The following is a 25,298-nucleotide window of genomic DNA, read 5'->3' as shown; positions in this document are numbered from 1 at the left end:
TGGGAACCTAGCCCTGCGCATGTGGTCCAGACCACAGGCGAGTGATGCTTTCCAGGCGACTGCTATCGAACTGTGACCTCCCCTGCTGGCTTCGTCCCCATCGTCGGATTCGGGCGGCACCCCGCTGCGCCGTACGCTTGGACGGCCATGACTGAGGTTTCTTCCCCGCGCACGTACGAGGTCAAGACGTACGGCTGCCAGATGAACGTCCACGACTCCGAGCGTCTCGGTGGTCTGCTCGTCGACGCCGGCTACGTGCCGGTCGCCGAGGGGGAGCAGGCGGACGTCGTCGTCTTCAACACCTGCGCGGTCCGCGAGAACGCCGACAACAAGCTGTACGGCAACCTCGGCCACCTCGCCCCGATCAAGGCGAAGAAGCCCGGCATGCAGATCGCCGTCGGCGGCTGCATGGCGCAGAAGGACCGCGACACGGTCGTCAAGAAGGCTCCGTGGGTCGACGTCGTCTTCGGCACCCACAACATCGGCTCGCTGCCGGCGCTCCTCGAGCGCGCGCGGGTCCAGGAGGAGGCGCAGGTCGAGATCCTCGAGTCGCTCGAGGTCTTCCCCTCCACGCTGCCGACCAAGCGCGACTCGGCGTACGCCGCGTGGGTCTCGATCTCGGTCGGGTGCAACAACACCTGCACGTTCTGCATCGTCCCGTCGCTGCGCGGCAAGGAGAAGGACCGCCGTCCCGGCGAGATCCTCGCCGAGATCGAGGCCCTCGTCGCCGAGGGCGTGTCCGAGGTGACCCTCCTGGGCCAGAACGTCAACGCGTACGGCGTCGAGTTCGGCGACCGCCAGGCGTTCTCCAAGCTGCTGCGCGCGTGCGGCGAGATCGAGGGCCTCGAGCGGGTGCGCTTCACCTCGCCGCACCCGGCGGAGTTCACCGACGACGTCATCGAGGCGATGGCCGAGACGCCCAACGTGATGCCGTCGCTGCACATGCCGCTGCAGTCGGGCTCCTCGCGCCTGCTGAAGGAGATGCGGCGGTCGTACCGCCAGCAGAAGTTCCTCGACATCATCGCGAAGGTGCGCGCCGCCATCCCGGACGCCGCCATCACCACCGACATCATCGTCGGCTTCCCCGGCGAGACCGAGGAGGACTTCCTCGAGACCCTGAAGGTCGTCGAGGAGTCGCGCTTCTCCGGCGCCTTCACGTTCCAGTACTCCAAGCGCCCCGGCACTCCCGCAGCGGACCTGCCGTCGGTCGACCCCGCGCTGATCGCCGACCGCTACCAGCGCCTCACCGCTCTCCAGACGCGGATCGGCCTCGAGGAGAACCAGGCCCAGGAAGGCCGCACCCTCGAGATCATGGTCGCCGCGGGCGAGGGACGCCGCGACGACTCGACCGGCCGCATGTCGGGCCGCGCGCCCGACAACCGCCTCGTGCACTTCAACGGCACGGTGCCGGCCGCGCTCGACGACGGTCGGGGCGCGATCCGCCCGGGCGACATGGTCACCGTGACCATCACGCGGGGTGCCCCGCACTACCTGGAGGCCGACGGCGACATCCTGGCGCTGCGGCGTACCCGCTCGGGTGACGCGTGGGACCGCCGCAACGGCGCCCCGGCCGAGGTGACGCCCGGTGTCGGTCTCGGCATGCCGTCGGTCGGCGTACCCGCACCGCTGCCGCCGGTGACCGGCTGCAGCTGACCTCTCCCCGCTGGACCTGGACGCAGCAGACAACGGAGACTCCTCGTCAGCATGTGATCGGAAGTCTCCGCTGTCTCTCCACAGGCCTGCCCGTGGACGGTGGCGGCTCCCTCGCCGACGACGGATCGTCACCCCATGGTGATGCTGAGTCCGCTCGAGGACCTTCTCGACCTGCACGACGGTGTCGTCGCCCGCGCGCAGGTGCTGCTCCTGCCGGGCGAGTCGGACGCGACGATCCGCCGGCGTCTGCGCCGCCGCGAGTGGGTGACACTGCACCCCGGTGTCTATCTCGACCACACCGGCGTGCGGACCTGGCGCCAACGCGCGTGAGCGGCGGTGCTGTACGCCCAGCCTGCTGCGCTCTCGGGAGCCTCCGCGCTTCGAGTGGCCGATGGCCCGGGGCGTCGGGACCACGATGACGCTGCACCCATCAGGGTGGCCGTCCCCGGGCACAGGCGGGTGCGTGAGCAGGAGGGCATCCTCATCGAGCGGCGTGACGACTGGGTAGCGCTGGTGCAGGCCAACCTCTCGCCGCCACGCGTCCGCGTCGAGCATGCGGCGATCGACGCGGCAGCCGGCGCTGCCTCGGACCTGTCCGCGATGGGCATCCTGAGCGAGGTGGTCCGATCTCGACGTACGACTCCGCAACGACTGCTCGCCGTGACCGAGGACCGGACGCGCCTGCGGAGGCGAGAACTCATCGTCGGCGTCCTGTCCGATGCCGCGTCGGGTGCGGCTTCGGTGCTCGAGATCGAGTTCCTGCGCAACGTCGAGCGCGCGCACGGGCTGCCGCGCGCCCTGCGGCAGGTTCGCGACGTGACGAGCGGTCTGTCGCTGTCGTCGGAGGTTGCCCGTGTCGTCTACCGCGACGCGGCGCTGCCGGCGTTCCGGCTCCTCATCGAGCTCGACGGACGGCTGGGCCACTCGACCTCGGCCGATCGTGACACGGACTTCGAGCGGGACCTCGACGCGGCGGTTGGTGAGCAGACGACGGTCAGGCTGGGCTGGGGACAGGCCGTCGTCCGACCGTGTGTCACGGCGATCAAGCTGGCCCGGCTCTATCGCAGCCGCGGCTGGCAGGGCCCGTTCCGTTGTTGCCCGCGCTGTCCCGAGGGGCTGCGCCTGCGCGGCGACAGTGCGGCGTGAGGGGACTGACGCTTGGGCGGAGACTTTTCGTCACATGCTGACGAAAAGTCTCCGCTGGGGCCGGTGGGCCTACTCCACGTCCATCATCGGCGCCAGCCCGGGACCGTGCTCGGCCTGGATCGCCGGCTTCGACTCCTCGGCCATCTCGAGCTCGGTGTCGTGGTGCACGTCAGGCAGGTGATCGGTGGGGTTCATGGTGTCTCCTCTCGCGTCCAGTGTCCCGCGCAAGGGCAGGCGCCGGAAGGGCTCCAGGCGTGCGGTCGCGTCGCGCACGGGGCCCGCGAAGGGGAGACGCCTCAGCCCTGCGCCCGGGACTCCGCGAGGCGCTCGTGCAGCCGGGCCGTGACCTCGGCCGGCGTGTAGTCGCCACGTGGGCGAGGCGCGCGCCGGACGGCGGCAGCGCCCTCGGGAGTGCCGAAGAAGCCGGCCAGCCCGACGAACTTCCACCACGTCACGGCGTCACCCTAGGGCAGGCCGGCGGAGGCCGCACGGCAGACTGCTCCCATGCTGGAGATCCACGAAGCCGCCGAGGCTGCGCGCACGGGTGATCTCCTCCTCTTCCGCGGCAGGACGATCGCCGACCGCGCGATCCGGACGATCTCCAACGCGCCCGTCAACCACGTCGGTGTGGCGATCGTGATCGAGGACCTCCCGCCGCTGCTGCTCCACGCCGAGCGGAGCCGCAAGCAGCAGGACCTCTGGACCGGTGGCAACCATCGCGGCGTCCAGCTGCACGACCTGGCCGGCGCCGTCACGCGCTGGCGTGACCACTACCGCCAGGAGGTCTGGCTCCGTCAGCTGCAGCCCGACGTCGGCGCCGCGCAGGAGGACGCCGCCCTGGCGGCCGTCGACCGGCTCGTGGGGGTGCCGTTCCCGTCGATGTTCCGGGCCGGCGCCCGCTGGTTCAAGGGCCGCGACGGCTACGCCCCGCGGCGCCATCGCGGACGACCGATCCGGCCGTCGGCTGCGTTCTGCTCGGAGATCGTGGCGATGGTCCTCCAGGACATGGGGATCCTCGAGAACGACCGCAAGGCGCACTGGTACGACCCGGGCACCTTCTGGTCGGGTGCCTACATGCCGGTCCGCAACGGCTGGTCCTTCGGTGACGAGGTCCTGGTCGGCGGCCCGCACCAGCAAGGCGTCAGGGTCCCGTCGGCCCGCGAGCGCTGGCGCTAGCCGGCGAAGCCGAACGTCAGGTACTTCTCGGGGGTGCCGAGGTGCGCCAGCGCGTGCGCCTCGTGCGGCACCATCGGTGACGGCAGCGCGTCGAGCGGGAACCAGCCGATCTCCGCGCACTTCTCCGCCTCGACGACGGTCGGCTCGCCCTGCCACGAGCGGGCGCTGAAGAAGAAGTCGATCCGCTCGTCGATCGCCTCGCCGCTGGCGGTGCGCTGCATCGCGAACTCGAACGTCAGGTCCACCCCGGTGATCGCGAGCTCCTCCAGCGCCTCGCGCCGGGCAGCGTCGTACGCCGTCTCCCCGCGCTCCACGTGGCCCGCGGCCGCGGCCGCCCAGTGGCCGGCCATGTAGGGGACGTCGCCGCGAAGCTGCAGCAGCACCTCGGGGCCTGCGGCGCCTTGACGCAGGAGGTAGACGTAGGAGGCGGGCACGACCACGAATCGCTCGGTCATGCCCGCCACCTTAGGGGTGTCCGCAGTGCGTCAGAACTGCTGGCCCTCCGCCTGCTGCAGGGCCTCGCCGGTCTGCTCGCCGTACGACGACTCGGCGGGCGCCTCGTCCCCGTACTGGGCCTGGTCACCCTCGTCGGCCGCCGGCTGCTCGCCGTAGGTCTCCTCGCCGTCCTGCACGTAGGCGCCCTGCTCGAAGGCGCCCTGCGGGGACGCATCCTGTGCGGCACCGTCGAAGCCGTCCTGCTCCTGGCTGTACGGCGCCTGCTCGCCCTGGTCGGCCGACGGCTGCTCCCCGTAGCCGCCGGCCTCCTGCGACTGCTCGCCGTAGGACTGGTCCGTCTGGTCGGCGCCGCCCTGCTGGGACTGCTCCTGGCCGTACTGGCCCTGCTCGGCGGACTGCTGCTCGCCGTACTCGCCCTGCTCCTGGTCGAACGCGTTGCTCTGGATGTCGGACATCGTTGAACCACTCCCGAGATGGAGGTCCGCGGCCGGGTAGGTCCCGGCCGTCCCTGCCATTCAAACAACCGGTCGACCGACAATGTCAACCACCGGTCTCCAATTTCAGGGAGCCTTCAGGTGATGGTGACGCAGGGCCGGAGAAACGCCACGGCGGCCCCGGACCACCTTGGTCCGGGGCCGCCGGGAAGCCTGTCGGAGATCAGGCCTGGTCGTTGATGCCGAGGGCGTCCTTGGCCTTGTCGGCGATCAGGTCGCCCTTGTCGCCGAGCTTGCCGCCGGTCTTCTCATCGACGAAGTCGACCGCCTTGTCGATCGCGTCGCCGACCTGGTCGCCGTGCTCGGAGAGGGCGTTCTCGGCCTGGCCCTTGATGTCGTCGAGGTTGAATCCCATGTGCTGCCGTCCTCAGGAACGTGGGCGCCGCCTGATGCGGCCCCGTGGCTTTTGGAACACTAACGCCATGCTGGAAAGTGCAACACCCGTGATCGCGGTCGTCGGTCCGACGGCCGCGGGCAAGACCGCACTCTCCCTCGACCTCGCCGAGCGGCTCGACGGCGAGATCGTCAACACCGACGCGATGCAGGTCTACCGCGGCATGGACATCGGCACCGCCAAGGTGCCGGAGGGCGAGCGTCGCGGTGTCCCGCACCACCTGATCGACCTCCTGGAGATCCACGAGGTGGCGAGCGTCGCGGACTTCCAGCAGCTGGCGCGAGCCGCGATCGCCGACATCCAGGCGCGGGGCAAGGTGCCCGTTCTCGTCGGCGGCTCGGCCCTCTACACGCGGGCGGTGCTCGACCGCTTCGAGTTCCCCGGCACCGACGCCGCGCTGCGGGCGCGCCTCGAGGCCGAGCTCGAGGAGATGGGCTCCGGCGCGCTCCACGCACGTCTGGCCGGCCTCGACCCCGAGGCCGCGGCCGGCATCCTCGCCAGCAACGGGCGCCGCATCGTGCGGGCGCTGGAGGTCGTCGAGCTGACCGGGAGGCCCTTCTCCGCCTCCCTCCCGGTCCTCGAGTACGCCGTCCCCGGCGCGCTGCAGGTCGGCGTACGGATCGACCGTCCGACGCTCCTGCCCCGGATCGGACGACGCGTCGGGCTGATGTGGGAGCAGGGCCTGGTCGAGGAGGTGCGCGGTCTGATGGCCGACGGCCTCGCCGAGACGCGCACGGCGAGCCGGGCGATCGGCTACCCGGAGACGATGGCGTTCATCGACGGCGACCTCACCGAGGCGGAGGCGATGGAGCGGATCGTGGTCGCGACGCGGCGCTTCGCCCGGCGGCAGGACCAGTGGTTCCTCAAGGACCCCCGGGTGACCTGGCTCGACTGGGATGCGCCCGACCTGGTCGAGCGGGCGGTCGCGGTCGCCTCAGCCTGAGGGCAGGCCGGCCTTCCAGCCCGCGAAGCGCTGGTGGGCCCGAGGCCAGTCGAAGCCGAAGAGCGGGTCGGGGATCTGCCAGTCGGGGCCGTAGTTCACGGCGAGCAGCGCGGCCGGGTCGGCCGCGACCGGCACGGTGACCCCGCCGACCGCCACGTGCTCGAGCGGCAGCAGGGCGGACCCGGGCACCTCGCCACGACACCACGGCCAGACGTGCAGCCGGTCGTCGGCGGCGATCCAGGCGGGGAAGAGATCGATCGTCGGACCCTCGAGGTCGAGCTCCGCGCCCCGCTCGTGGTCCTGCACGCGCAGCAGGTCCGCGAGGTCGCTCCGCGCGGTCAGCCACGCCTTGGCCGCGGAGGCGTCGTCGGTGGCGTCGAGCAGCACCGCGATGTCGAGGTCGTCGTCGGTCGGCACGAAGCCGCCGTGGCGGACGATGCCGAGCAAGGTCCCGGAGGTGACGAACCAGGTGTAGCCGCGTCGTCCGAGCTCGTCGCCGACCTCGGCCAGGCGCTGCCACTGGTCGACCTCGAGGTCGTCCAGACGCGGGTTGTAGCCGTGGATCGTGACCGTCTCCCCGGCGAGCAGTGCGTCGACCTCCGCCTGCACGGCCGCGTACGCCGGTGGGTCGAGCTCGCTGCGGAGCGTGCGGAGCTGCTCGAGCACCTCGCGGGGCCGCTGGCGGTGGGCGACGTCGAGCAGCACGCGCTCCCGCAGCCAGGCCGCGTCGCGGTCGGCGAGGGGCATCGCCTCGAGCCGGGCGCGCTCGGCGTCGTACGCGCCGGGGACGGTCTGCATCCCGCAAGGATAGGGCGGTGCCGTGGCGCAGACGGCTGTCGGTGGCCGGTGCGACGCTGGTCGCATGGCGACGATCTACTACACCGGCGCGAGCCTCGACGGCTTCATCGCGACTCCCGACCACGACCTGTCGTGGCTGGTCACCCGCGCCCTCGACCCGGCCGGCCCGATGCACTACGAGGCCTTCGCGGCGGGCGTGGGAGCGCTGGTGATGGGCGCGTCGACGTACCAGTGGCTGCTCGACCACCTCGACGAGGTGGGCGGAGCCTGGCCCTACGAGCAGCCGACCTGGGTGCTCACGCACCGCGAGTTCGGCGAGCCGCCGGGGCGGGTCACCTTCACCGACGCCCCCGTCACGGAGGTGCACCGCGCGGCCCGCGAGGCCGCCGGTGAGGGCACGATCTGGCTGGTCGGCGGCGGCGACCTGGTCGGCCAGTTCTTCGACGCCCGGCTGCTCGACGAGGTGTGGGTCCAGCTCGCGCCCGTCACCCTCGGTGCCGGTCACCCGCTGCTACCGCGGCGCGTCGAGCTGGAGCTGCTCGAGGTGGCGCGCAACCGTGACTTCGCCTGCGTCCGCTACGCCGTGGCCACCGACGGCGGCGGGTGAGGCCCGCTGGTCCCACCGTGGGACCATGGGCCGGTGAGCGGCTACCGGTTCCTCAAGGGTCATGGCACGGAGAACGACTTCGTGCTGCTGCCCGACCACGACGGCTCGATCCACGGCGCGCTGGCGCCCGAGCGGGTCGTCGCCCTCTGCGACCGACGGGCCGGCATCGGCGCCGACGGGGTCGTCCGGGTGATCCGCACCGAGGCCCTCGCGGCGCACGAGCCGGCTGTCGCGGCACAGGACGCGGAGTGGTTCATGGACTACCGCAACGCCGACGGGTCCGTCGCCGAGATGTGCGGCAACGCGACCCGGGTCTACGCACGGCACCTCATCGAGGAGGGCCTCGTACCCGCCGACCAGCCGGTCCGCATCGCGACGCGCGCCGGCATCAAGACGGTCACGCGCGAGGGTGAGCGGTTCACGACCGACATGGGAACTCCTGCCCTCGGCCCCAGCTCGACGGTGACCGTCGGACACCAGGGCTGGCCCGCGACGAACGTCGACATGGGCAACCCGCACGCCGTGGCCTTCCTCGACGACCTCGCCGACGCGGGCCGGCTGCTCGAGGAGCCCGGCTACGACCACGAGGTCTACCCCCACGGCGTCAACATCGAGTTCGTCGAACGGGTCGCCGAGCGCCACGTCGCGATGCGGGTGCACGAGCGTGGGGCGGGGGAGACCCGCTCGTGCGGCACCGGTGCCTGCGCCGTGCTCGTCGCCACCGCGATCGCCGACGGCGTGCGCCCGACGGACGCCCCGGTGACCTACCGCGTCGATGTCCCGGGCGGCGAGCTCACGCTCACCTGGACCCCCGACGACCACGTGCTCCTCGCGGGTCCCGCGCTGATCGTCGCCGAGGGCACGTCGTCGCTCTGAGGCTGTGCCCGCGTCCACCGGTTGCCGCGGCCGCCGGCCCGAACCGGACAAATGACGTGAGGACGCCCACGTCGTACGTGTGAGGGCGGTCGCAGCCCCGCCCTGCTTGCTCGGGCTAGCGTCCTTGCTGCCCCGGATGACCGGGGTGGCTCGCCGTGACACGCCTAGTCCTGTCCGCGCGGTGAGGACAACCAGATCGCGGACGGGAGCGGAGGACCCAGGTTCTCCGGGGCAGCCAGCACCAGCGGCTGCTCCTCGGGGCGAAGCCGGCACCGGCGATGGGGCCGGCCGGACACCTTCAAGTCCGAGCCCGACAGCTAACTTCGCAGGCGCGTGGAGGAACTCCTATGCGTATGCGCATGCTCGCCGCTGCCCTCGTGTTCACCGCTGTGCCCGTCGCCGCGGGTGTCGCCACCGCCGCCCCGTCGGACGCCGCCACGCTCTCCCAGTGGGACCGACTCGCCCAGTGCGAGTCCGGTCAGCGCTGGCACATCGACACCGGCAACGGCTACTACGGCGGCCTCCAGATCTCGCGCTCCACCTGGAAGGCGTACGGCGGTCCGCGGCTGACCGGCAACTACTGGCCGAACAAGGCGACCCGCCTCGAGCAGATCAAGGTCGCCGAGCGGATCAAGAACGGCCAGGGCTGGGGTGCGTGGGGCAGCTGCTCGTACCGCGCCGGCCTGCGCTGACACCGCGCTGACGAAACCCGTTCGCCGTCGGCGGCGTCGGCGACCTACGCTTGAGGGCGTATGAGTAACGCAGACGCCTTCGACGCAACCCCTGAGGTCGACCTCTCCGACGCCCTCCTGGCCACCGAAGGCTGGGGAGACGACTACGAGTCGGGCTATGCAGACGACGACGGCCCGGCCTATGACCCCGCGGCCGACCGGTCGCTCCGTGACGCCGATCCCGAAGAGCTCTCGACCGGCGACATGGACCTCGCCGCGCGCCACCAGCTGCGCCGTGTCGCCGGCCTGCGCACCGAGCTCGAGGACATCACCGAGGTCGAGTACCGCCAGCTCCGGCTCGAGCGGGTCGTCCTCGTCGGCGTGTGGACCGAGGGCACCGAGCAGGACGCCGAGAACGCGATGGCCGAGCTCGCGCTGCTCGCCGAGACCGCCGGTGCCGAGGTCCTCGACAACGTCTACCAGCGGCGGCAGAAGCCGGACCCGGCGACGTACATCGGCCGCGGCAAGGTCGACGCGGTGCGCGAGATCGTCGACGTCACCGGTGCCGACACCGTGATCATGGACGGCGAGCTCGCGCCGTCGCAGCTCCGCAACCTCGAGGACAAGCTGAAGGTCAAGGTCGTCGACCGGACGGCGCTGATCCTCGACATCTTCGCCCAGCACGCGAAGTCGAAGGAGGGGCAGGCGCAGGTCGAGCTGGCCCAGCTGCAGTACATGAAGCAGCGCCTGCGTGGCTGGGGTGGCAACCTCTCCCGCCAGGCCGGTGGCCGGGTGGCCGGCGGTGCCGGTATCGGTGGCCGTGGCCCCGGTGAGACCAAGATCGAGTCGGACCGCCGCCGGATCAACGACAAGATCGCCAAGCTCCGCCGCGAGCTCAAGGAGATGACCGGCACCCGTGAGACCAAGCGGCTGAGCCGTCACCGCAACCAGGTGCCGAGTGTGGTCATCGCCGGCTACACCAACGCCGGCAAGTCCTCGCTGCTCAACCGGCTCACCGACGCCGGCGTCCTGGTCGAGAACGCGCTCTTCGCCACCCTCGACCCGACCACCCGGCGCACGACGACGGCGGACGGTCGCGAGTACACGATGAGCGACACGGTCGGGTTCGTGCGGCACCTGCCGCACCAGCTGGTCGAGGCGTTCCGCTCGACGCTGGAGGAGGTCGGTGAGGCCGACCTGATCCTGCACGTGGTCGACGGGTCCCACCCCGACCCCGAGCTGCAGATCGCGTCGGTGCGCGAGGTCTTCGCCGACATCGAGGGCGCCAGCGCGATCCCCGAGCTGATCGTCATCAACAAGGCCGATGCCGCCGACCCGCTGGTCATCGACCGCCTGCGTCGTCGCGAGCCGCACAGCGTCGTCGTGAGCGCGAAGACGGGGGAGGGCATCTCCGAGGCGCTCGCGCAGATCGAGGCGGAGCTGCCGCGGCCGGGCGTCGAGTTCGCGGTGCTGCTGCCCTACTCGCGTGGTGACCTCGTCGACCGGATCCACCGGGCCGGCGAGATCGCGACGCTCGAGCACACCGCCGACGGCACCCTGGTCACCGGCCGGGCCAACGAGGACCTCGCCGGCGAGCTGGCGGCGTACGCCGTCTGAGCGCCGCTCCAGTCGGTTTGCGGGCAGACCCGTCGGGTACGAGCCGGACATGACTGGACAGACAGCAACAGCGGACGTCGACATCAGCGCCTCGCCTGCGCAGGTCTGGCACGCGCTCACCGACCCGGAGCTCATCGCGCGCTACTTCTTCGGTGCGCGCGTGGACACCTCGTGGGAGCCGGGCAGCACGATCACCTGGAGCGGCGAGTACGACGGCAGGTCCTACCAGGACCACGGCACGGTGCTCACCTGCAAGCCCGAGCAGCTCCTCGAGATGACGCACTTCAGCCCGCTCTCCGGGCTCACGGACGAACCGCAGAACCATCACCGGCTGAGGTTCGAGCTCACCGAGGAGGGCACGACGACCCACGTGCACCTCGAGCAGGACAACAACCGCTCGGCCGACGAGGCCCAGGCGTCCCAGGAGAACTGGCGGACCGTGCTGGGCAACCTCAAGGAGCTCGTCGAGCGGGGCTGATGCCTTTCTTCCCCGTTCGCCTGCGGGGAGGGGACCACCGACCGCACCATTGTCCGCGTGAGCGGACTCGGGCCACGGGTGGGCGCCGTCGGGCCACGGCTGCGCATCGCCGTCGTGGTCGTCGTGCTGTCCGGCTTCCTCGTGGTCGCGGGGGCGGCGTGGTCGCACGGACACCGTGGCTTCTGCCAACGCGCCGCGGAGGCGCGCTCCACGCGTGCGGCGATCGTCACCGGCGCGGGGCAGCGTGTGCTCGTCATCGGTGACTCCTGGTCGGCCGGACGCGGGCTGGAGCACGTCGGCCGGTCCTGGCCGCGCTACCTGCCCGGACGGGTCCACGTCGACGGCTTCTCGGGGTCGGGCTTCTCGCGCGGCGCCTCGCCCTGCGCGGGCCGCGCGTACGCCGACCGGGTCGACCAGGCGCTGCTCCGCACGGGTGCGAAGCCCGACCTGGTGGTCCTCGAGGGCGGCCTCAACGAGTACGACCGTCCCGACGACGCCATCCGCTCCGGCGTACGACGGGTGCTCGCGCGCCTCGCCGACCGAGGGATCCCGATGCGCGATGTGGTGGTCGTCGGCCCGGTGGCTGCACCGGCGCGGGCTGGTGCGGTGCCGCGGGTCGACCGTGTGCTGTCCGAGGAGGCCGCGCGCGACCACGTCCGCTACCTCTCGGTGCTCGACCTCGAGCTGCCCTACCTGCCCGACCGTCTCCATCTCACGGAGCAGGGCCACGAGGAGTTCGGCAAGGCCGTCGCGGCGCTGCTGTGAGGGCGGGTGCCAGGAGGCGCCTGGAGGGGTTCGGCTGACCCGCCCCGCACGTCGGTGCGCGTGGTTATGCTCGCGGACATGCGGGGGAAGAACCTCTCCAACCTGTCGGTCGGCCTGCTCACGATCCTGGCGTCGCTGCTCGCCTTCGGCGCGGTCGTCGCCTGGCCGGTGATCGCCAGCCAGCCCGACAGCGGCGGCTCGGCGTACGACCCGGCCACGATCAGGGACTACAAGGTCGAGCTGACCGTCGATGGTCGCGGCACGTTGCACGCGGTGGAGACGCTGCAGGTGAGCATGCCCGACGGTCGCCACGGCATCTTCCGGTTCTGGGACGTCGGCGACGGCGTTGACCCGCACCGGCGCAACGTGCCACACGACATCGCGGTCACGCAGGACGGTGCTCCGGCGACCGTCGACCTGCAGTGGCAGCAGGGGCGGCGCTTCCGCGTCGCCCAGATCGGTGACGCCGGCACGACGCTCCGGCCCGGTCTCCACACCTGGGTGATCAGCTACGACGTCGACGACGTGCTGCGACCGCCCGGTGCCTTCACGGGCCAGGGCAGCTGGTCGGGCACCCCGCGCGGCTCGGAGCTCATCTGGGACGTCGTGCCGGGCGGCTGGCGGATGCCGATCAGCAAGGCGGAGGTCACGGTGAGCCTTCCCTCCGCCGCCCACGACGCGCGCTGCGACGTCGCGCTGGTGGCATGCGACGTGACGACCGACGGCAGCACCGTCCGCATGCAGGTCGGCCCCCTCCCGCCGGACACGGCGGTCACCCTGAGCACGCGGCTCGACACCAAGCCGTCCGCCGGGTCGACGCTGCCGTGGAGCCCCGGCTGGGACGTGGTGCTCGGCCGCAACCTGTGGGTGGCGATCGGCCTGGCCCTGCTCGGCCTCGTCGCGCTCGTCATCGGCCGCCTCGTGGAGCGGTCGACCCGCGAGTCCGACCCGGGCTTCCCGGTGCTCTTCGAGCCGCCGGCGGGGCTGGGCCCTGTCCAGACGGCGTACGTCGCCAACGAGCGCGTGCCCAAGGCGGCCCTCTCCGCGACCCTGCTTCACCTCGGGGAACGCGGTTTCGTGGAGCTCGAGCACCACGAGGACAACTCCTGGACCGTCGTCGGCAAGCGGCCCGAGAGCGACTGGTCCGAGCTCGACGAGATCTCCCGGACGGTGGGCCATGCACTGGGCGTCACCTCCGTCGGCGGCAGCTTCCACGTCGACCGTCACAAGGGAGCAGGCCAGGAGCTGGCCGGCCTGGTCTCCTCCCTGCCCGGGGCCGCGCGCCGGTGGGGCATCGAGTCCGGCAACCTCTCGATGGCCCGCAACGTGCCGTGGCTGCGCGTGGTCTTCGGCCTGGCTGTCCTGGTCACGCTGCTGGCCGGCTTCGTCGCGCCGTCGGCGTTCGGACTCATCGCGTGGCCGTCGGCTGCCTTCGTGATCGGCGCGGTCGGACTGGTCCGCGCCGAGACGACGACGTACCGGACGCGGGCGGGCCGGGACACGTGGTCGCGGGCCGGCGGCTTCCGGCGCATGCTGTCGACCGACAGCGCCGAGTCGCGCTTCGACTTCGCTGCGCGCAAGGACCTGTACACGGCGTTCGTGCCGTTCGCGGTCGCGTTCGGCTGCGCGGAGGCGTGGGCCCGCAAGTACGAGGCGGCGACAGGCACGGCTGCTCCGGTGCCGCTCTGGTACGGCGGCGGCTACGTCGGTGGCAACGGCGGCGGCTTCGGTTCGGGGAGCTTCGACAGCTTCGACAGCGCCGTGAGCTCCTCGATCAGCGCCTACCAGGCCAGCCAGGCCCGTTCGAGCGGCGGCGGTGGCGGTTTCGGTGGGGGCGGCTTCGGTGGCGGTGGTGGTGGCGGCGGCTCCTGGTGAGCCCCGCTGTGCCGGCACGTCACTGGTAGAACTGACTCACACCGATCCCAGGGGGACTCCATGATCATCGGCATCATCATCGCGGTCGTCGTCGTGCTGGCGCTGCTGGCCTTCTTCGTCACCGGCTTCAACAAGCTCCGCTCGCAGAACGTCGCGGTCGACGAGGCGCTGGGTGGCATCGACGTCCAGCTCACGCGTCGCGCCGACCTGATCCCCAACCTGGTCAACACGGTCAAGGGCTACGCCGCCCACGAGGCCGGCGTCCTCGAGGCGGTGACGGCTGCCCGGGCCGGGGTGCAGAAGGCGGCGCAGGGCGGCTCGGTCGCCGACAAGGCAGCTGCCGAGGGGGTCCTCAACCAGGCGCTCGGTCGCCTGATCGCCGTGGCCGAGTCGTACCCGGACCTCAAGGCCTCGGCCAACTTCCAGCAGCTGCAGGCCGAGCTCTCGGACACCGAGAACAAGCTCTCCTTCGCGCGGCAGTACTACAACGACGCCGCCGCCTCGCTCAACACCTCGATCGCGACGCTGCCCTGGGCCTTCTTCGCGGGTGTCACCGGCGTCTCGAAGCGCGACTTCTACCAGGCCCCCGCGGGCCAGGAGGCTCCGCCGACCGTCCAGTTCTGACCTGGTTGAAACCTGCAGCACCCGTGAGACGGGTACTAGCCCCAAGGGGCTATGGCCGTACTGGCTACCGCCGGGTAGGAATTGCAGTGCGTCTCGGGAGGCGGGGAGATCTCCGGTGACGCCCTGAGGGCGGGTCAGAGGGGCCCGCCCCCTATCGGGAGGGTTCACCATGTCTGCATTCACACGGCGTCTCGCCGTGGGGTCGCTGCTCGCGGTCACCGCCGCGACCTCGGCCGTCCAGCTGTCCTCGGGTGGCGCGTTCGCCGCCGGTGCCACCGGCGCCGCGGCACGCGCGGGATGTGCGGAGAAGGTCCTGGACCACGCGCAGCCCGCGGCCGCCGTGGCGCACGGCGACGCCGCCGCACTCCGCAAGGCCGCGGCGGCCAACCACATCCCCACGGCCCAGCTGAGCCGGGAGGCCCGGGACAGCCACCTGTGGCTCGACTCCTGCGGCATGCGCTACATGGTCGAGGAGAAGGCACCGGTGGCCGCGCAGGCAGCCGTGTCCTCGGCCACCGCGCCCCGGCCGCTCGCGGAGACGTTCGATCTCGCGTCGAAGCCCGGGTCCAACCGCACGATCTACCTCGACTTCACCGGCGACACCGTCTCCAACACCGCGTGGAACCAGAAGTACGGCGCGGACATCGTCGCCGAGCCCTATTCGATCGACGCGACGGCCGACACCAGCTTCTCCGATGCCGAGCTCACCCAGATCCAGCGGGTCTGGCAGACGGTGGCCGAGGACTACGCGCCGTTCGACGTCAACGTCACCACCCACGACCCCGGTGCAGCGGCCATCGACCGCACCGACTCCGCCGACCAGGTGTTCGGCACCCGGGCACTGATCACCAAGGGCGGCCCGGTGTACGACGGCTGCGGCTGTGGCGGCGTCGCGTACATCAACGTCTTCACGACCGCGGGTGCCAACCACGGCTACTACCAGCCCGCCTGGGTCTTCACCAACGGCGTCGGCACGGACGGCAAGACCGTCGGCGAGGCCGTCTCGCACGAGGTCGGGCACAACTTCGGCCTGAGCCACGACGGCACCTCGACGCAGGGCTACTACGCCGGCGCGAACCCGTGGGCCCCGATCATGGGCGTCGGCTACTACCAGCCGGTGACCCAGTGGTCGAAGGGCGAGTACACCGACGCCAACCAGCAGCAGGACGACCTCGCGATCATCGCCGGAGGTGCGCCGCTGCGCGCGGACGACCACGGCAACACCACGGCCACGGCGACCGCGCTCGCCTCGGGCACTCCGGTCAACGGCGTCATCACCACGCGCGACGACGTCGACGACTTCACGGTCACCGGCTCGGGCAGCACGACGGTCACGGTGACGCCTGCCGACGGCGTGCCGGACCTGGACGTGAAGCTGACCATCCGGGACGCGGCCGGTGCCGTCGTCGCGACGGTGAACCCCACGGCCGCGCGGGTCTCCACCGCCCAGGCCAGCGGTCTCGACGCGACCTGGACCGGCAACCTGCCGGCGGGAGGAGCGACGTACACCGCCGAGGTCGACGGCGTCGGCACCGGCGACCCGCTGGTGGGGGGTCAGTACAGCGACTACGCCTCTCTCGGCAACTACCAGATCAGTGCCACGACGTCGGTGACGCCGCCGCCGGCCAACACCGTGACGGTCACCGACCCGGGCGCCCAGGCTGCCACCGTCGGCAGCCCGTCGTCGCTCCAGCTCCGGGCCACCGACTCCGCCGCCGCTGAGACGCTGACCTGGTCCGCCACCGGCCTGCCCGCGGGCCTCTCGCTCAACGCAGCCACCGGCCTGGTCAGCGGCACGCCGACCGCCGCCGGCGCCGTGAGCACCACCGTCACGGCGAAGGACTCCACCGGTGCCGCCGGCTCCGCCACCTTCACCTGGAACGTCGCGCCCGCGCCGACCCCGTGCACCGGCCAGAAGCTCGGCAACCCCGGCTTCGAGACCGGCAGCGCGGCCCCGTGGACGGCCAGCACGGGCGTCATCACGGCGAGCACCACCAAGCCGGCGCACACCGGGGCGTGGGACGCGTGGCTCGGCGGCAACGGCCGGACCTCGACGGAGACGCTGTCGCAGCAGGTCACGATCCCGGCCGGCTGCAAGGCGACGCTGAAGTTCTGGCTCTCCATCGACAGTGCCGAGAGCACCTGGGCGACCTACGACAAGCTCGCGGTGAAGGTCGGCTCGACGACGCTGGCGACGTACTCCAACCGCAACAAGGGCGGCGGCTACGTCGAGCGCAGCTTCGACCTCTCGGCGTACGCCGGGCAGACGGTGACGCTCTCCTTCAACGAGTCGGAGGACTTCTCGCTGCAGACGTCGTTCGTCGTGGACGACACCTCGCTGACGCTCTCCTGAACGACGGCGGCGGCTGCTGGGGTGGTCAACCCCAGCAGCCGCTGTCGCGTCCACCGCCGCTGCGGGCCACGTGCCCCAGAGGTGACGCGCCGTGCTGGCGCGTCGTCCGTCCGGAGGACGAGCGTGGTCGGGTCCAGACCCGTCGCCTCCCAGGAGTTGCCATGTTCCTGATCCGTTGTGCCGGCCTCGCGGCCGGTGCCCTCGCGTCGGTCGCCCTGGCAGCCGGACCGGCTGCCGCCCACGACTGCATCCAGACCCAGAAGGACCCGACCAGCGGTGGCGTGGTCGGCACGTACTACATCGCCACGGACACGTTCGTGCCGAGCGCCCAGTTCCCGCACGGCGGCTTCGTCGCCGTGGTCTTCCCGGACGGCACGACGATCACGTCGTTCAACAACGCACCGGCGATGCAGGGCTACGTCGTACCCGGTGCGAAGGGCTGCGACGGCAAGGGACTCGACAGCGGCGAGGCCTGCTTCGGCGAGTAGCGGGGACGAGGGAAGGGCGCGCCCTCCACGCGGAGCGCGCCCGGTGAGGGCGGGCGACTGCATGTCGGTGCCGACCCGTAGGCTTCTCCGGTGCCTGACGCTCCCGCTTCCCGAGTCCGCGAGGTCCTCGCCGAGGCCGTGAGCGCGCTCGGCGGTGCCGAGCGCCCGGGGCAGGTCGCCATGGCCGAGGCCGTCTCGGAGGCGCTCGAGTCCCAGACGCACCTGCTCGTCCAGGCCGGCACCGGCACCGGCAAGTCACTCGGCTACCTGGTGCCCTCACTGCTCCACCGCGACCGGGTGGTCATCGCGACCGCGACGCTGGCGCTGCAGCACCAGCTGGTCGAGCGCGACCTCCCGCGCCTCATGGACGCGATCGGCCACCACCGCGACATCGACACCTCCTACGCCGTGCTCAAGGGCCGCTCCAACTACGCCTGCCTGCACCGGATCCGTGAGGGCGTGCCGGACGACCAGGGCGTGCTCGTCGAGGCCCCCGTCGGGTCGCTGGGGGAGCAGGTCATCGAGCTGCGCGAGTGGGCCGAGGACGAGGCCAAGCGCGGCCTCTCCGGTGAACGCGACAACGCGCCGCGCCACACCGAGCGGGTCTGGCGGCAGGTCAGCGTCAGTGCGCGCGAGTGCCTGGGCAAGGCCAGGTGCGCCTTCGGCGAGGAGTGCTTCGCCGAGCGCGCCAAGGAGAAGGCCGCCTCGTCGCAGCTGGTGGTCACCAACCACAGCCTGCTCGCGATCGACGCCATCGAGGGCATCCCGATGATCCCGGAGTACGACGCGGTGGTGATCGACGAGGCGCACGAGCTCGTTGCGCGGGTGACCCAGGCAGCGTCCTCGGAACTGGCGCCGGGCGATGTCGAGCGGGCCGGCCGGCGTGCTGCACGCCAGGTCGACGGGCGCGAGGCGGACGAGCTCCTCGATGCTGCCGACGCCCTCGCGGACGCGATCTCCGAGCTCGCTCCCGGTCGCATCGAGCGGATGCCGGTCGAGCTGGCTGATGCGCTGGCGCTGGTGCGCGACGCGGCGCGCGCGTGTGTCTCGGCGTTCCCGAAGGAGAAGGCGGGCGACGACGCCGATGCCGCCAGGACGCAGGCGAAGGCGATGGTCGGCGACGTCCTCGCCGTGGCCGAGCGGATGGCGGCCGACCTCGAGTCGGACGTGCTCTGGCGCAACGACCGGCTCCCGCAGCACGGAGGCCCGCAGCTCTGCCTGGCGCCGTTGCAGGTCTGGGGCCAGATCCGCGACAAGCTGCTGGCGGACAAGACCGTGGTCTTCACCTCCGCGACGCTGATGCTGGGCGGCGACTTCGGCGTGGTCGCGTCCTCCCTCGGCCTCAAGCCGACCGAGCGGGTGGCCGACGGCGCGGAGGCGCCGCCTCGCGGTGACGGAGTCCAGCCCTGGCGCGGCTTCGACGTCGGCTCGCCGTTCGACTACGGCAAGCAGGGCATCCTGTACGTCGCCAGGCACCTGCCGCAGCCGGGCCGTGACGGCCTGGTGCCCGCGGTCCTCGACGAGATCGTGGAGCTGATCGATGCCGCCGACGGGCGCACGCTGGGGCTCTTCTCCTCCAAGCGGGCGGCCGATGCCGCAGCGGAGGAGGTGCGCACGCGGCTGCCTCACCTGACCACCCTCGCCCAGGGTGATGCCCAGCTCCCGGAGCTCGCCAAGCAGTTCGTCGAGGACCCCCACACCGTGCTCTTCGGCACCTTGTCGCTGTGGCAGGGACTCGACGTCCCGGGCGACACGTGCACGCTGGTGCTGATCGACCGGATCCCGTTCCCGCGCCCCGACGACCCACTGATGTCGGCGCGGCAGAAGGCTGCCGACAAGGCGGGTGTCAACGGCTTCATGTCGGTGGCGGCGACCCATGCCGCGCTGCTGATGGCGCAGGGTGCCGGTCGCCTGATCCGCACCTCGAGCGACCGGGGCGTCGTCGCGGTCCTGGACCCGCGGCTGGCCACGGCACGCTACGGCGGCTTCCTGCGGGCGTCCCTTCCGCCCATGTGGCCCACCGTGGACCCGCAGATGGTCCGCGGCGCCCTGAAGCGCCTCGCCGGCCGCTGACCCTGCCCGCCGAGACGGGGCCCGTGCCGCGCCGAGACGGGGCCCGTGCCGCGCCGAGACGGGGCTTGTGCCGCGCCGAGACGGGGCCCGTGCCCGGCACGAGCCTCGTCTCGGCGCGCTCAGTCGCGCTCGGTCGCGCTCAGTCGATGTTGCCGAGGATCGGCTGCGACTCGAGGATGCCGTCTTCCTGCGGCGCCGCGCCCTCGGTGAAGACCCGGCGTACCTGCGTGGCGCGGAAGTCGGCGTGCGCCGCCGCGGGCGGCTCGAAGCCGTACGCCGCCTGGGCCTCGCGGGGCGTCATCGTGCGGGCCTCGAGCGGTTCGATCCTGCGCAGGACCGGTCCGGCGATCGGCAGCGTCATGGGGGAGAGGATCCGCAGCAGCAGGAGCTGCACCGCCGTGTTGAGGCTGACCGCCCAGAACATCACGCAGAGGAGTGGCCGCACGGCCGCGTCGGCGTACCTGTTGACGGGGAGGTCGACGACCTCGCGCATCCACACGGGCATGGTCGCCAGCGTGCCGCGGCGCAGCAGACGGGTGACGACGAAGGTGAGGGGCCACAGCAGCCGCGACATCGGGGGCAGCATCACCTCCGCCTGGAGGAGGTGGCGCATCGCGTCGCGCGCGTACTCCGAGCCGATCAGCTGCGGGCGCATCGCCTCGAAGTACGCCCGGACCTCGTCGCGGCTGCGCGGCACCTGGTCGGGGTCGCAGGTCTGCAGCTCGGCCGCCCGCGCGCACTCGGCCCAGTACTGAGCCTCGTCGGCTGCCGAGAGCCGCCCCGGCCCGTAGCGCTCGTACGCCGCGAGGATCGAGTGCCAGGCCGTCACCAGGATCCAGAGCTGGGAGTCTGGGTCGTTGGCGTCGTAGCGGGTGTCGGTGACCGGGTCGATGCCGATCCCCTTGGCGTGGATCCGCACCAGGACGTCGGCGGCCTTGGTCGTCGACCGGGTGTCGCCGAACGCGACCATCGCGAAGTAGCGCAGTGTCCGGTCGTAGCGGGTGCGGGGCCGGTCGTAGATGCCGTGGGTCTTCGTGACCGCGGCGACCAGGTGCGGGTCGAGCTCCTCGATGACGACGGCGCGCTGGAAGCCGATCGTGAGGCTGGTCGGGTAGCTCCACACCTTCCAGGTGACGGAGCCGGGCCCGTAGAAGCCGTGGTCCGCCGCCGGTGCGAGCTCCGGCGCGGCGAAGACCTCGGGGAAGTCTCGGTCAGTCACCCGCAGGAGTAAGCCGGCCACGGTGACGCCCGCGAGGAGCGCGAGCCATGCCGCGCCCACGAGCAGGCTGTTCCTGTCGCTCGTCAGGTCGTCGCGGAACACGACGGTGGCGCCGGCGACCAGGACGACGTACGTGCCGAGGGCGAGGAGGGCACCGCCGAGATCGCGCGGGGCCGCACGCCACATCGCGTGGACGATGCCGACGGCGATCGCCAGCTGGATCGACGCCATCGCGCGTACGTCGAGCGGGCTGGCCTCGAACGGGAGCTAGGTGACCGTGCGCGCAGGGTCGACCAGGCTGGCGAGCGCCAGCCCGAGCAGCGGTGCTGCCGTGACCGTGCCGCCGACGCGCAGCAGCCAGGAGGGTCCGCGTGGTGGCAGGCCGGCCCTGCGCACCGTGCGGATGCAGCGCACGAGCACGACGGGCAGGACGACCATCGCGGGCACCCAGCCCAGCGTGATGGTGCGGCTGATGGTCAGCGGGCCGAGGGGATCCATCCGGCCGAGCTCCCGCAGGTGCAGTGCGGTGGTCACCGCCAGTCCGACAAGGCCGGCGAGCACGACGACGGAGGTGAGGTCGACGGCCCGGCGGCCGGCCGAGCGGCCCGCCACCGCGAGCACGGCGGCGGCGAGGAACCCCGCGGCCGTGACGGCGGCTGCGAGCGGAGAGGTAGGTGCCCACACGAAGACCGTGGGAGACCACGCGCCGAACATCAGCAGCACCGCCATCGGCAGTGCCAGCAGCCCCAGTCCCTCGTGGATGGCGTGGGTCAGCTCCGCCGGATCCGGTTCGGGCGCATGCCACTCGGCCGGGGTGCCGGGGGAGGTGTGCTGGTCGACCATGGCGCCGACTCTACGCCGGTTCGCGACGCATTGCTACCATTAGGTAGTAATAGTCATCGGTTGTGGAGGCTGAAGTGGTGCCGGTCCTTCAGCGTGTGCCAGTCGCCACCCCACTCCCACCCGATCCGGGCGAACGCGGCGATCGCCCCAGGCGTCAGCATCCCCGGCCGGAGCGGGTCCCGGTCGACGTAGGAGCCGGCCAGCTCGGGCAGGACGAGGTCGCCCTTCGTGTAGGGGTTCTGGAAGGGGTTCACGTCCACGGCCAGGCCGTAGGCGTGCTCACTGAACCGGCTCGACCCGACCGCCGGACGGCAGACGAAGGCACTGGTGTCGTTGCCGTCGCCGTACGGCGGGGCGTCGAGCTCGGCCCGCGTGGTCACCCGCATCTCCTCGAGCGGGAAGCGCTGCCGCCACAGCTCCCGGAACACCGATGCCACCGGCGCCGCCACCGACCGGTTGAGCAGGAGCTCCCCGGTGTGGCGGGCGCCGTCGAAGCCCCGGAAGGTCAGGCGGACCCAGGCCAGGTCCTCCTTGCCGACGGGGCACCCGGGCTGCCACGTCGAGCGGGCGATGACGTCGGCCGGCGCGGGCGCGACGATGCGCGCGGCGAAGCCGGAGCCGGGCAGCTCGGCCACGGTGTCGGGCAGCGTGAAGCGTCGCTCGCGCAGCTCCTTCGGTGTCGTCCGGACCATGCCGTAGCCGTCGGCGCGGAGGGGGAGGGGGCGGGTGCCGAGCCAGGTGGGCGGCACGGTGCCGGGCAGGGGCGCGTTGATGGATGACGCCGCAGCCGCCGCCGACGAGGCGAGGGCGTCGAGGTCGGAGCTGGCCGAGGCCGTCGAGCTGGGCGTCGACGCGTGCGTGGTGAGGCCAGGGGTGGCGTCGTCGCGTGGTGCACATGCCACTGCCCCCGCCAGGACCGAGGTCGCGACGAGGGCAGTGAGGAAGCGTCGGGGCGTCACGGCCCCAGCGTGTCAGACGCGGCGCAGGACCGCGGTGACGATGCCGAGGATCGACGCGTGCGTGCCGTCGATCGGGTCGTAGGCGTCGTTGTGCGGCATCAGCCAGACCTGGCCGTCCTTCTTCTTGAAGGTCTTGACCGTGGCCTCGCCGTCGAGGAGCGCGGCGACCATGTCGCCGTTGGTGGCGGTGGGCTGCTGGCGGATCACGACGTAGTCGCCGGAGCAGATGGCGGCGTCGATCATCGAGTCACCGGAGACCTCGAGCAGGAAGAGCGTGCCGTCGCCGACCAGGCTCTTCGGCAGCGGGAACACGTCCTCCACGCGCTCCTCCGCCAGGATCGGGCCGCCGGCGGCGATGCGCCCCACGACCGGCACGTAGGTCGCGGCCGGCACCGAGTCGCCGATGCCGGTCTCGTCGTAGGAGACCTCCTCGGCCGCGCCGATCGAACGCCGGGCAGCGAGCACCTCGGGCAGGAAGACCTCGATGGCACGCGGCCGGTTGGGGTCGCGCTTGAGGAACCCCTTCTGCTCCAGCACCTTGAGCTGGTGTGACACCGAGCTGGATGACGTCAGGCCGACCGCGTCGCCGATCTCGCGCATCGAGGGCGGGTAGCCGCGCGCCTCGAGGGCGTCGCGGATGACGTTGAGGATGCGCTGCTGCCGCGGCGTCAGGCCGGTCGCGTCAGCAGGACCGTCGGGGAGCTCGGTGACCTTGCGAGGAGGAGTCGCCATCGTCTGCGCCTTACGTCGTGGAGGGCTGGTCGGTATGGGTCCAACGTAGTCGTGATCACGCACGGCTTCAAACATGTGTTCGAACCGCGTGTCGCCCCGACGTGGGCTGAAATGTGAGGCGGGGCGGGTGCTGCCTTCCCTTGCAGCGCCCGCCCCGCGTCTTCCCCATCCCGCGCGCCGGGGTCGAGGCGACGCGCGGGAACCTGGGCGGCCACCCACCAGTGGTGGCCGCAGTCTGTGTCAGTCGACCGGGATGTAGAGCTCCTGGCCGGCGTAGAGCATCGCGCCATCGAGGGCGTTGAGCTTCTCGATGGCGTCGACGGTGGCGCGGACGTCGCCGTCGCTGTGCGCCGACGCGATGTCCCAGAGGGTCTGCCCCGGGGCCACGACGATGCGCTCGGTCGCGGTCGGCGAGCCGCCCGCGTCGGTCGAGGCGCTCGAGCCGCCCATGATCACGAAGGCGAGCGCGAAGACGACGAGCACGGCGCCCATGAAGACGACGAGGCGGCCACGGCGGGTCAGCCGGAGCTGGCCTGCGGGTGCCGGCCCGGTGCGGGCGGGACGGATCTCGAACGTGGGGGCGAAGCTGATCGTGCTCATCGGGGACCTCCGGGGAAGAGTCGGTCGGGGTGACGAGCGAATGTCTAGTCAGGGCCCCCGACACAACCGGGGGAACGGCTCCGGTCGGGAGATCGATCAGACGTTCGATCGAACACGTGATCGAAGTTAGATCATGTGTTCGAATGACGCAAGGCTCTGTTCGAAAAAAGATTCGAGGCCTGCGTCACGTGCTCGGCGCGGCCGGCCGGTCGGATCAGCGCGCGGCGCGACGTCCGCCGGCGGGCCGCGCAGGGGCGTCGGGGGAGCCGGCGGGTGGGGCGAGGATGCCCAGCACCGTCAGCAGCCGGACGCCGAGCATGAGGCCGGCGAAGAGACAGGAGGCCGCGCCGATGCAGGCGAGCAGCAGGAAGAACCACGCGGCGCCGTTGCCGCCGCGAGCGGTCGCGCCGAAGTCGATGGCGGCCCACACGAGGTAGCCCCAGGCGACGACGCACAGGGTGACGGCCACGGCGTACTTCGCGACGCGCGTGTCGAGCGAGCGGCGGGGGCGAGCCCGGCGGGAAGCCTTGCGGCTGCCTGCGTGCTTCGACCCGTTCGTCACGCGGGGATTCTGTCACGGCAGGGCGTTCCGCATGACCAACAATCGACGACACGCCCGACACGCCGAGCTGCGATTTCGGCGCCGGAAACCGGCTCTTCCGTGCTGACCTGCGCTTTTGCGACCTGGACCACATCCGACACGCCGATCGCGTCGCCCGTGGCGACGAGGCGGCTTGCGGCGCTGGTGGTCGCGACGTACGGTTACCACTACATCTAGTAGTTACACCGTTGTGGTTCTCCACATGTAGTCAACAGGTGTGACCGGCGCCATCAACAGCCAGGGCGCCTTTATCCACAGCAATCCACAGGCGCCAGGCGCGAAGACGACGGACGAGGGGAGCCGAGCGATGCACTGTCCACACTGCCGCAACACCGACACCCGCGTGCTCGACTCCCGAGTCGCTGACGACGGCGCCGCGATCCGCCGCCGCCGGGTCTGCCCCGCCTGCGACCGCCGCTTCTCGACGGTCGAGCAGATGCAGCTCATGGTCAGCAAGCGCTCCGGCGCGACCGAGCCGTTCAACCGCGACAAGGCGATCAGCGGTGTCCGGAAGGCCTGCAAGGGCCGTCCGGTCACCGAGGACCAGCTCGCCCGCCTGGGCCACGACGTCGAGGACGCGCTGCGCTGCAGCGGCCAGGCGGAGTTCCCGGCGCACGAGGTCGGCCTCGCGATCCTGGGCCCGCTACGGGCGCTCGACGAGGTGGCCTACCTCCGGTTCGCGAGCGTCTACCGCGCGTTCGAGTCCGCCGAGGACTTCGCCAAGGAGATCGACGCCCTCCGTCTGGAGAGGGCGGCCGCTGATCCGGCGTTCGAGAAGGACCTCACCCCGAGCGGGTGACACAGACCGGCCCGGCATCGAGTGGGGAAGCTTGTTGCCGGGCCTCCAGACGACGCAG

Annotated in this window: 29 protein-coding genes and 1 riboswitch; of the genes, 17 read left to right on the top strand and 12 right to left on the bottom strand. The window is 71.7% G+C overall.

Annotated elements, in window-relative coordinates; translation table 11 throughout:
• Positions 1–147: 147 nt before the first annotated feature.
• The 3 genes from miaB (at position 148) to Q5722_RS04700 (ending at position 2,799) form a co-directional block, all read left to right on the top strand.
• Positions 148–1,653, top strand: a complete 1,506-nt coding sequence (gene miaB / locus Q5722_RS04710; RefSeq protein ID WP_305027055.1) for a tRNA (N6-isopentenyl adenosine(37)-C2)-methylthiotransferase MiaB — start codon at positions 148–150, stop codon at positions 1,651–1,653.
• Between the two features lie 135 nt (positions 1,654–1,788).
• The gene (locus tag Q5722_RS04705) at positions 1,789–1,983 is read left to right on the top strand and encodes a hypothetical protein (protein WP_305027054.1); all 195 of its coding nucleotides are present in this window, start codon (positions 1,789–1,791) and stop codon (positions 1,981–1,983) included.
• Positions 1,984–2,112: 129 nt separating this feature from the next.
• Entirely contained in the window at positions 2,113–2,799 is a 687-nt protein-coding gene (locus Q5722_RS04700; protein WP_305027053.1) for a hypothetical protein, read from the top strand.
• A gap of 69 nt (positions 2,800–2,868) precedes the next feature.
• On the opposite strand, the gene Q5722_RS04695 is transcribed toward Q5722_RS04700, so the two are convergent.
• Together Q5722_RS04695 and Q5722_RS04690 are read right to left on the bottom strand one after the other, a co-directional pair.
• On the bottom strand, positions 2,869–2,994 hold the full coding sequence (locus Q5722_RS04695) for a hypothetical protein (RefSeq protein WP_305027052.1): 126 nt from the start codon (positions 2,992–2,994) through the stop codon (positions 2,869–2,871).
• A gap of 101 nt (positions 2,995–3,095) precedes the next feature.
• A complete protein-coding gene (locus Q5722_RS04690) occupies positions 3,096–3,254 on the bottom strand; it encodes a hypothetical protein (RefSeq protein WP_305027051.1) in 159 nt (52 codons plus the stop codon).
• Between the two features lie 49 nt (positions 3,255–3,303).
• On the opposite strand from Q5722_RS04690, the gene Q5722_RS04685 reads away from it, so the two are divergent.
• The gene (locus Q5722_RS04685) at positions 3,304–3,975 is read left to right on the top strand and encodes a hypothetical protein (protein ID WP_305027050.1); all 672 of its coding nucleotides are present in this window, start codon (positions 3,304–3,306) and stop codon (positions 3,973–3,975) included.
• Here the strand turns inward: Q5722_RS04685 and Q5722_RS04680 are convergent.
• From Q5722_RS04680 to Q5722_RS04670, 3 genes are all read right to left on the bottom strand, one after another.
• Positions 3,972–4,430 carry an NUDIX domain-containing protein gene (locus Q5722_RS04680; RefSeq protein WP_305027049.1) on the bottom strand — a complete coding sequence of 153 codons (459 nt, stop codon included), beginning with the start codon at positions 4,428–4,430 and terminating at the stop codon, positions 3,972–3,974. The genes Q5722_RS04685 and Q5722_RS04680 overlap by 4 nt on opposite strands.
• Before the next feature lie 30 nt (positions 4,431–4,460).
• Positions 4,461–4,886: a hypothetical protein gene (locus tag Q5722_RS04675; protein ID WP_305027048.1), complete on the bottom strand. Its 426-nt coding sequence runs from the start codon at positions 4,884–4,886 to the stop codon at positions 4,461–4,463.
• A gap of 202 nt (positions 4,887–5,088) precedes the next feature.
• A complete protein-coding gene (locus Q5722_RS04670; protein ID WP_305027047.1) occupies positions 5,089–5,280 on the bottom strand; it encodes an antitoxin in 192 nt (63 codons plus the stop codon).
• A gap of 67 nt (positions 5,281–5,347) precedes the next feature.
• Between Q5722_RS04670 and miaA the strand changes: the two genes are divergently transcribed.
• A complete protein-coding gene (gene miaA / locus Q5722_RS04665; protein ID WP_305027046.1) occupies positions 5,348–6,262 on the top strand; it encodes a tRNA (adenosine(37)-N6)-dimethylallyltransferase MiaA in 915 nt (304 codons plus the stop codon).
• Here miaA and Q5722_RS04660 read toward each other — a convergent pair.
• Positions 6,254–7,060: a LicD family protein gene (locus Q5722_RS04660; protein ID WP_305027045.1), complete on the bottom strand. Its 807-nt coding sequence runs from the start codon at positions 7,058–7,060 to the stop codon at positions 6,254–6,256. The genes miaA and Q5722_RS04660 overlap by 9 nt on opposite strands.
• 64 nt (positions 7,061–7,124) lie before the next feature.
• Between Q5722_RS04660 and Q5722_RS04655 the strand changes: the two genes are divergently transcribed.
• The 11 genes from Q5722_RS04655 (at position 7,125) to Q5722_RS04605 (ending at position 19,487) form a co-directional block, all read left to right on the top strand.
• Positions 7,125–7,667 carry a dihydrofolate reductase family protein gene (locus Q5722_RS04655; protein ID WP_305027044.1) on the top strand — a complete coding sequence of 181 codons (543 nt, stop codon included), beginning with the start codon at positions 7,125–7,127 and terminating at the stop codon, positions 7,665–7,667.
• A 33-nt stretch (positions 7,668–7,700) separates the two neighbouring features.
• Entirely contained in the window at positions 7,701–8,543 is an 843-nt protein-coding gene (dapF, locus tag Q5722_RS04650) for a diaminopimelate epimerase (protein ID WP_305027043.1), read from the top strand.
• A 181-nt stretch (positions 8,544–8,724) separates the two neighbouring features.
• Positions 8,725–8,887, top strand: a riboswitch (cyclic di-AMP (ydaO/yuaA leader).
• 3 nt (positions 8,888–8,890) lie between these two features.
• Complete coding sequence (locus tag Q5722_RS04645; RefSeq protein WP_305027042.1) at positions 8,891–9,235, top strand: transglycosylase family protein; 345 nt, start codon at positions 8,891–8,893, stop codon at positions 9,233–9,235.
• A gap of 60 nt (positions 9,236–9,295) precedes the next feature.
• Positions 9,296–10,831 (top strand): GTPase HflX, encoded by a 1,536-nt coding sequence (gene hflX / locus Q5722_RS04640; protein WP_439652478.1) that lies wholly within the window; start codon positions 9,296–9,298, stop codon positions 10,829–10,831.
• Between the two features lie 49 nt (positions 10,832–10,880).
• Positions 10,881–11,309: an SRPBCC family protein gene (locus tag Q5722_RS04635; RefSeq protein ID WP_305027041.1), complete on the top strand. Its 429-nt coding sequence runs from the start codon at positions 10,881–10,883 to the stop codon at positions 11,307–11,309.
• 57 nt (positions 11,310–11,366) lie between these two features.
• Positions 11,367–12,074, top strand: a complete 708-nt coding sequence (locus Q5722_RS04630; RefSeq protein WP_305027040.1) for an SGNH/GDSL hydrolase family protein — start codon at positions 11,367–11,369, stop codon at positions 12,072–12,074.
• Positions 12,075–12,152: 78 nt separating this feature from the next.
• Complete coding sequence (locus tag Q5722_RS04625; RefSeq protein ID WP_305027039.1) at positions 12,153–13,949, top strand: DUF2207 domain-containing protein; 1,797 nt, start codon at positions 12,153–12,155, stop codon at positions 13,947–13,949.
• A gap of 60 nt (positions 13,950–14,009) precedes the next feature.
• Positions 14,010–14,573 carry a LemA family protein gene (locus Q5722_RS04620; protein ID WP_305027038.1) on the top strand — a complete coding sequence of 188 codons (564 nt, stop codon included), beginning with the start codon at positions 14,010–14,012 and terminating at the stop codon, positions 14,571–14,573.
• Between the two features lie 169 nt (positions 14,574–14,742).
• Positions 14,743–16,926: a putative Ig domain-containing protein gene (locus Q5722_RS04615; protein ID WP_305027037.1), complete on the top strand. Its 2,184-nt coding sequence runs from the start codon at positions 14,743–14,745 to the stop codon at positions 16,924–16,926.
• 161 nt (positions 16,927–17,087) lie between these two features.
• Positions 17,088–17,414, top strand: coding sequence for a hypothetical protein (locus Q5722_RS04610; protein ID WP_305027036.1), 327 nt, complete (start codon positions 17,088–17,090; stop codon positions 17,412–17,414).
• 90 nt (positions 17,415–17,504) lie between these two features.
• Positions 17,505–19,487, top strand: a complete 1,983-nt coding sequence (locus Q5722_RS04605) for an ATP-dependent DNA helicase (protein WP_439652477.1) — start codon at positions 17,505–17,507, stop codon at positions 19,485–19,487.
• Positions 19,488–19,626: 139 nt separating this feature from the next.
• Here Q5722_RS04605 and Q5722_RS04600 read toward each other — a convergent pair whose 3' ends face one another.
• The 6 genes from Q5722_RS04600 to Q5722_RS04575 all read right to left on the bottom strand — a co-directional run bounded on the left by Q5722_RS04600 (position 19,627) and on the right by Q5722_RS04575 (position 24,402).
• Positions 19,627–20,937, bottom strand: a complete 1,311-nt coding sequence (locus Q5722_RS04600; protein WP_305027035.1) for an oxygenase MpaB family protein — start codon at positions 20,935–20,937, stop codon at positions 19,627–19,629.
• 36 nt (positions 20,938–20,973) lie between these two features.
• Positions 20,974–21,549 carry a hypothetical protein gene (locus tag Q5722_RS04595; RefSeq protein WP_305027034.1) on the bottom strand — a complete coding sequence of 192 codons (576 nt, stop codon included), beginning with the start codon at positions 21,547–21,549 and terminating at the stop codon, positions 20,974–20,976.
• 53 nt (positions 21,550–21,602) lie between these two features.
• Complete coding sequence (locus tag Q5722_RS04590; RefSeq protein ID WP_305027033.1) at positions 21,603–22,508, bottom strand: M15 family metallopeptidase; 906 nt, start codon at positions 22,506–22,508, stop codon at positions 21,603–21,605.
• Positions 22,509–22,520: 12 nt separating this feature from the next.
• Positions 22,521–23,240: a transcriptional repressor LexA gene (gene lexA, locus Q5722_RS04585; RefSeq protein ID WP_305027032.1), complete on the bottom strand. Its 720-nt coding sequence runs from the start codon at positions 23,238–23,240 to the stop codon at positions 22,521–22,523.
• A 240-nt stretch (positions 23,241–23,480) separates the two neighbouring features.
• Positions 23,481–23,840 (bottom strand): LysM peptidoglycan-binding domain-containing protein, encoded by a 360-nt coding sequence (locus Q5722_RS04580; RefSeq protein ID WP_305027031.1) that lies wholly within the window; start codon positions 23,838–23,840, stop codon positions 23,481–23,483.
• A 214-nt stretch (positions 23,841–24,054) separates the two neighbouring features.
• Positions 24,055–24,402, bottom strand: a complete 348-nt coding sequence (locus Q5722_RS04575) for a hypothetical protein (RefSeq protein WP_305027030.1) — start codon at positions 24,400–24,402, stop codon at positions 24,055–24,057.
• A 346-nt stretch (positions 24,403–24,748) separates the two neighbouring features.
• Between Q5722_RS04575 and nrdR the strand changes: the two genes are divergently transcribed.
• A complete protein-coding gene (nrdR, locus tag Q5722_RS04570; RefSeq protein WP_305027029.1) occupies positions 24,749–25,240 on the top strand; it encodes a transcriptional regulator NrdR in 492 nt (163 codons plus the stop codon).
• Positions 25,241–25,298: the final 58 nt, after the last annotated feature.

Origin of the sequence: Nocardioides jiangxiensis (genome assembly GCF_030580915.1) — a bacterium.
Taxonomy (GTDB): domain Bacteria; phylum Actinomycetota; class Actinomycetes; order Propionibacteriales; family Nocardioidaceae; genus Nocardioides; species Nocardioides jiangxiensis.
The sequence above is the reverse complement of the archived record's forward strand: the minus strand, read 5'-3'. Positions and strand labels throughout refer to the sequence as shown.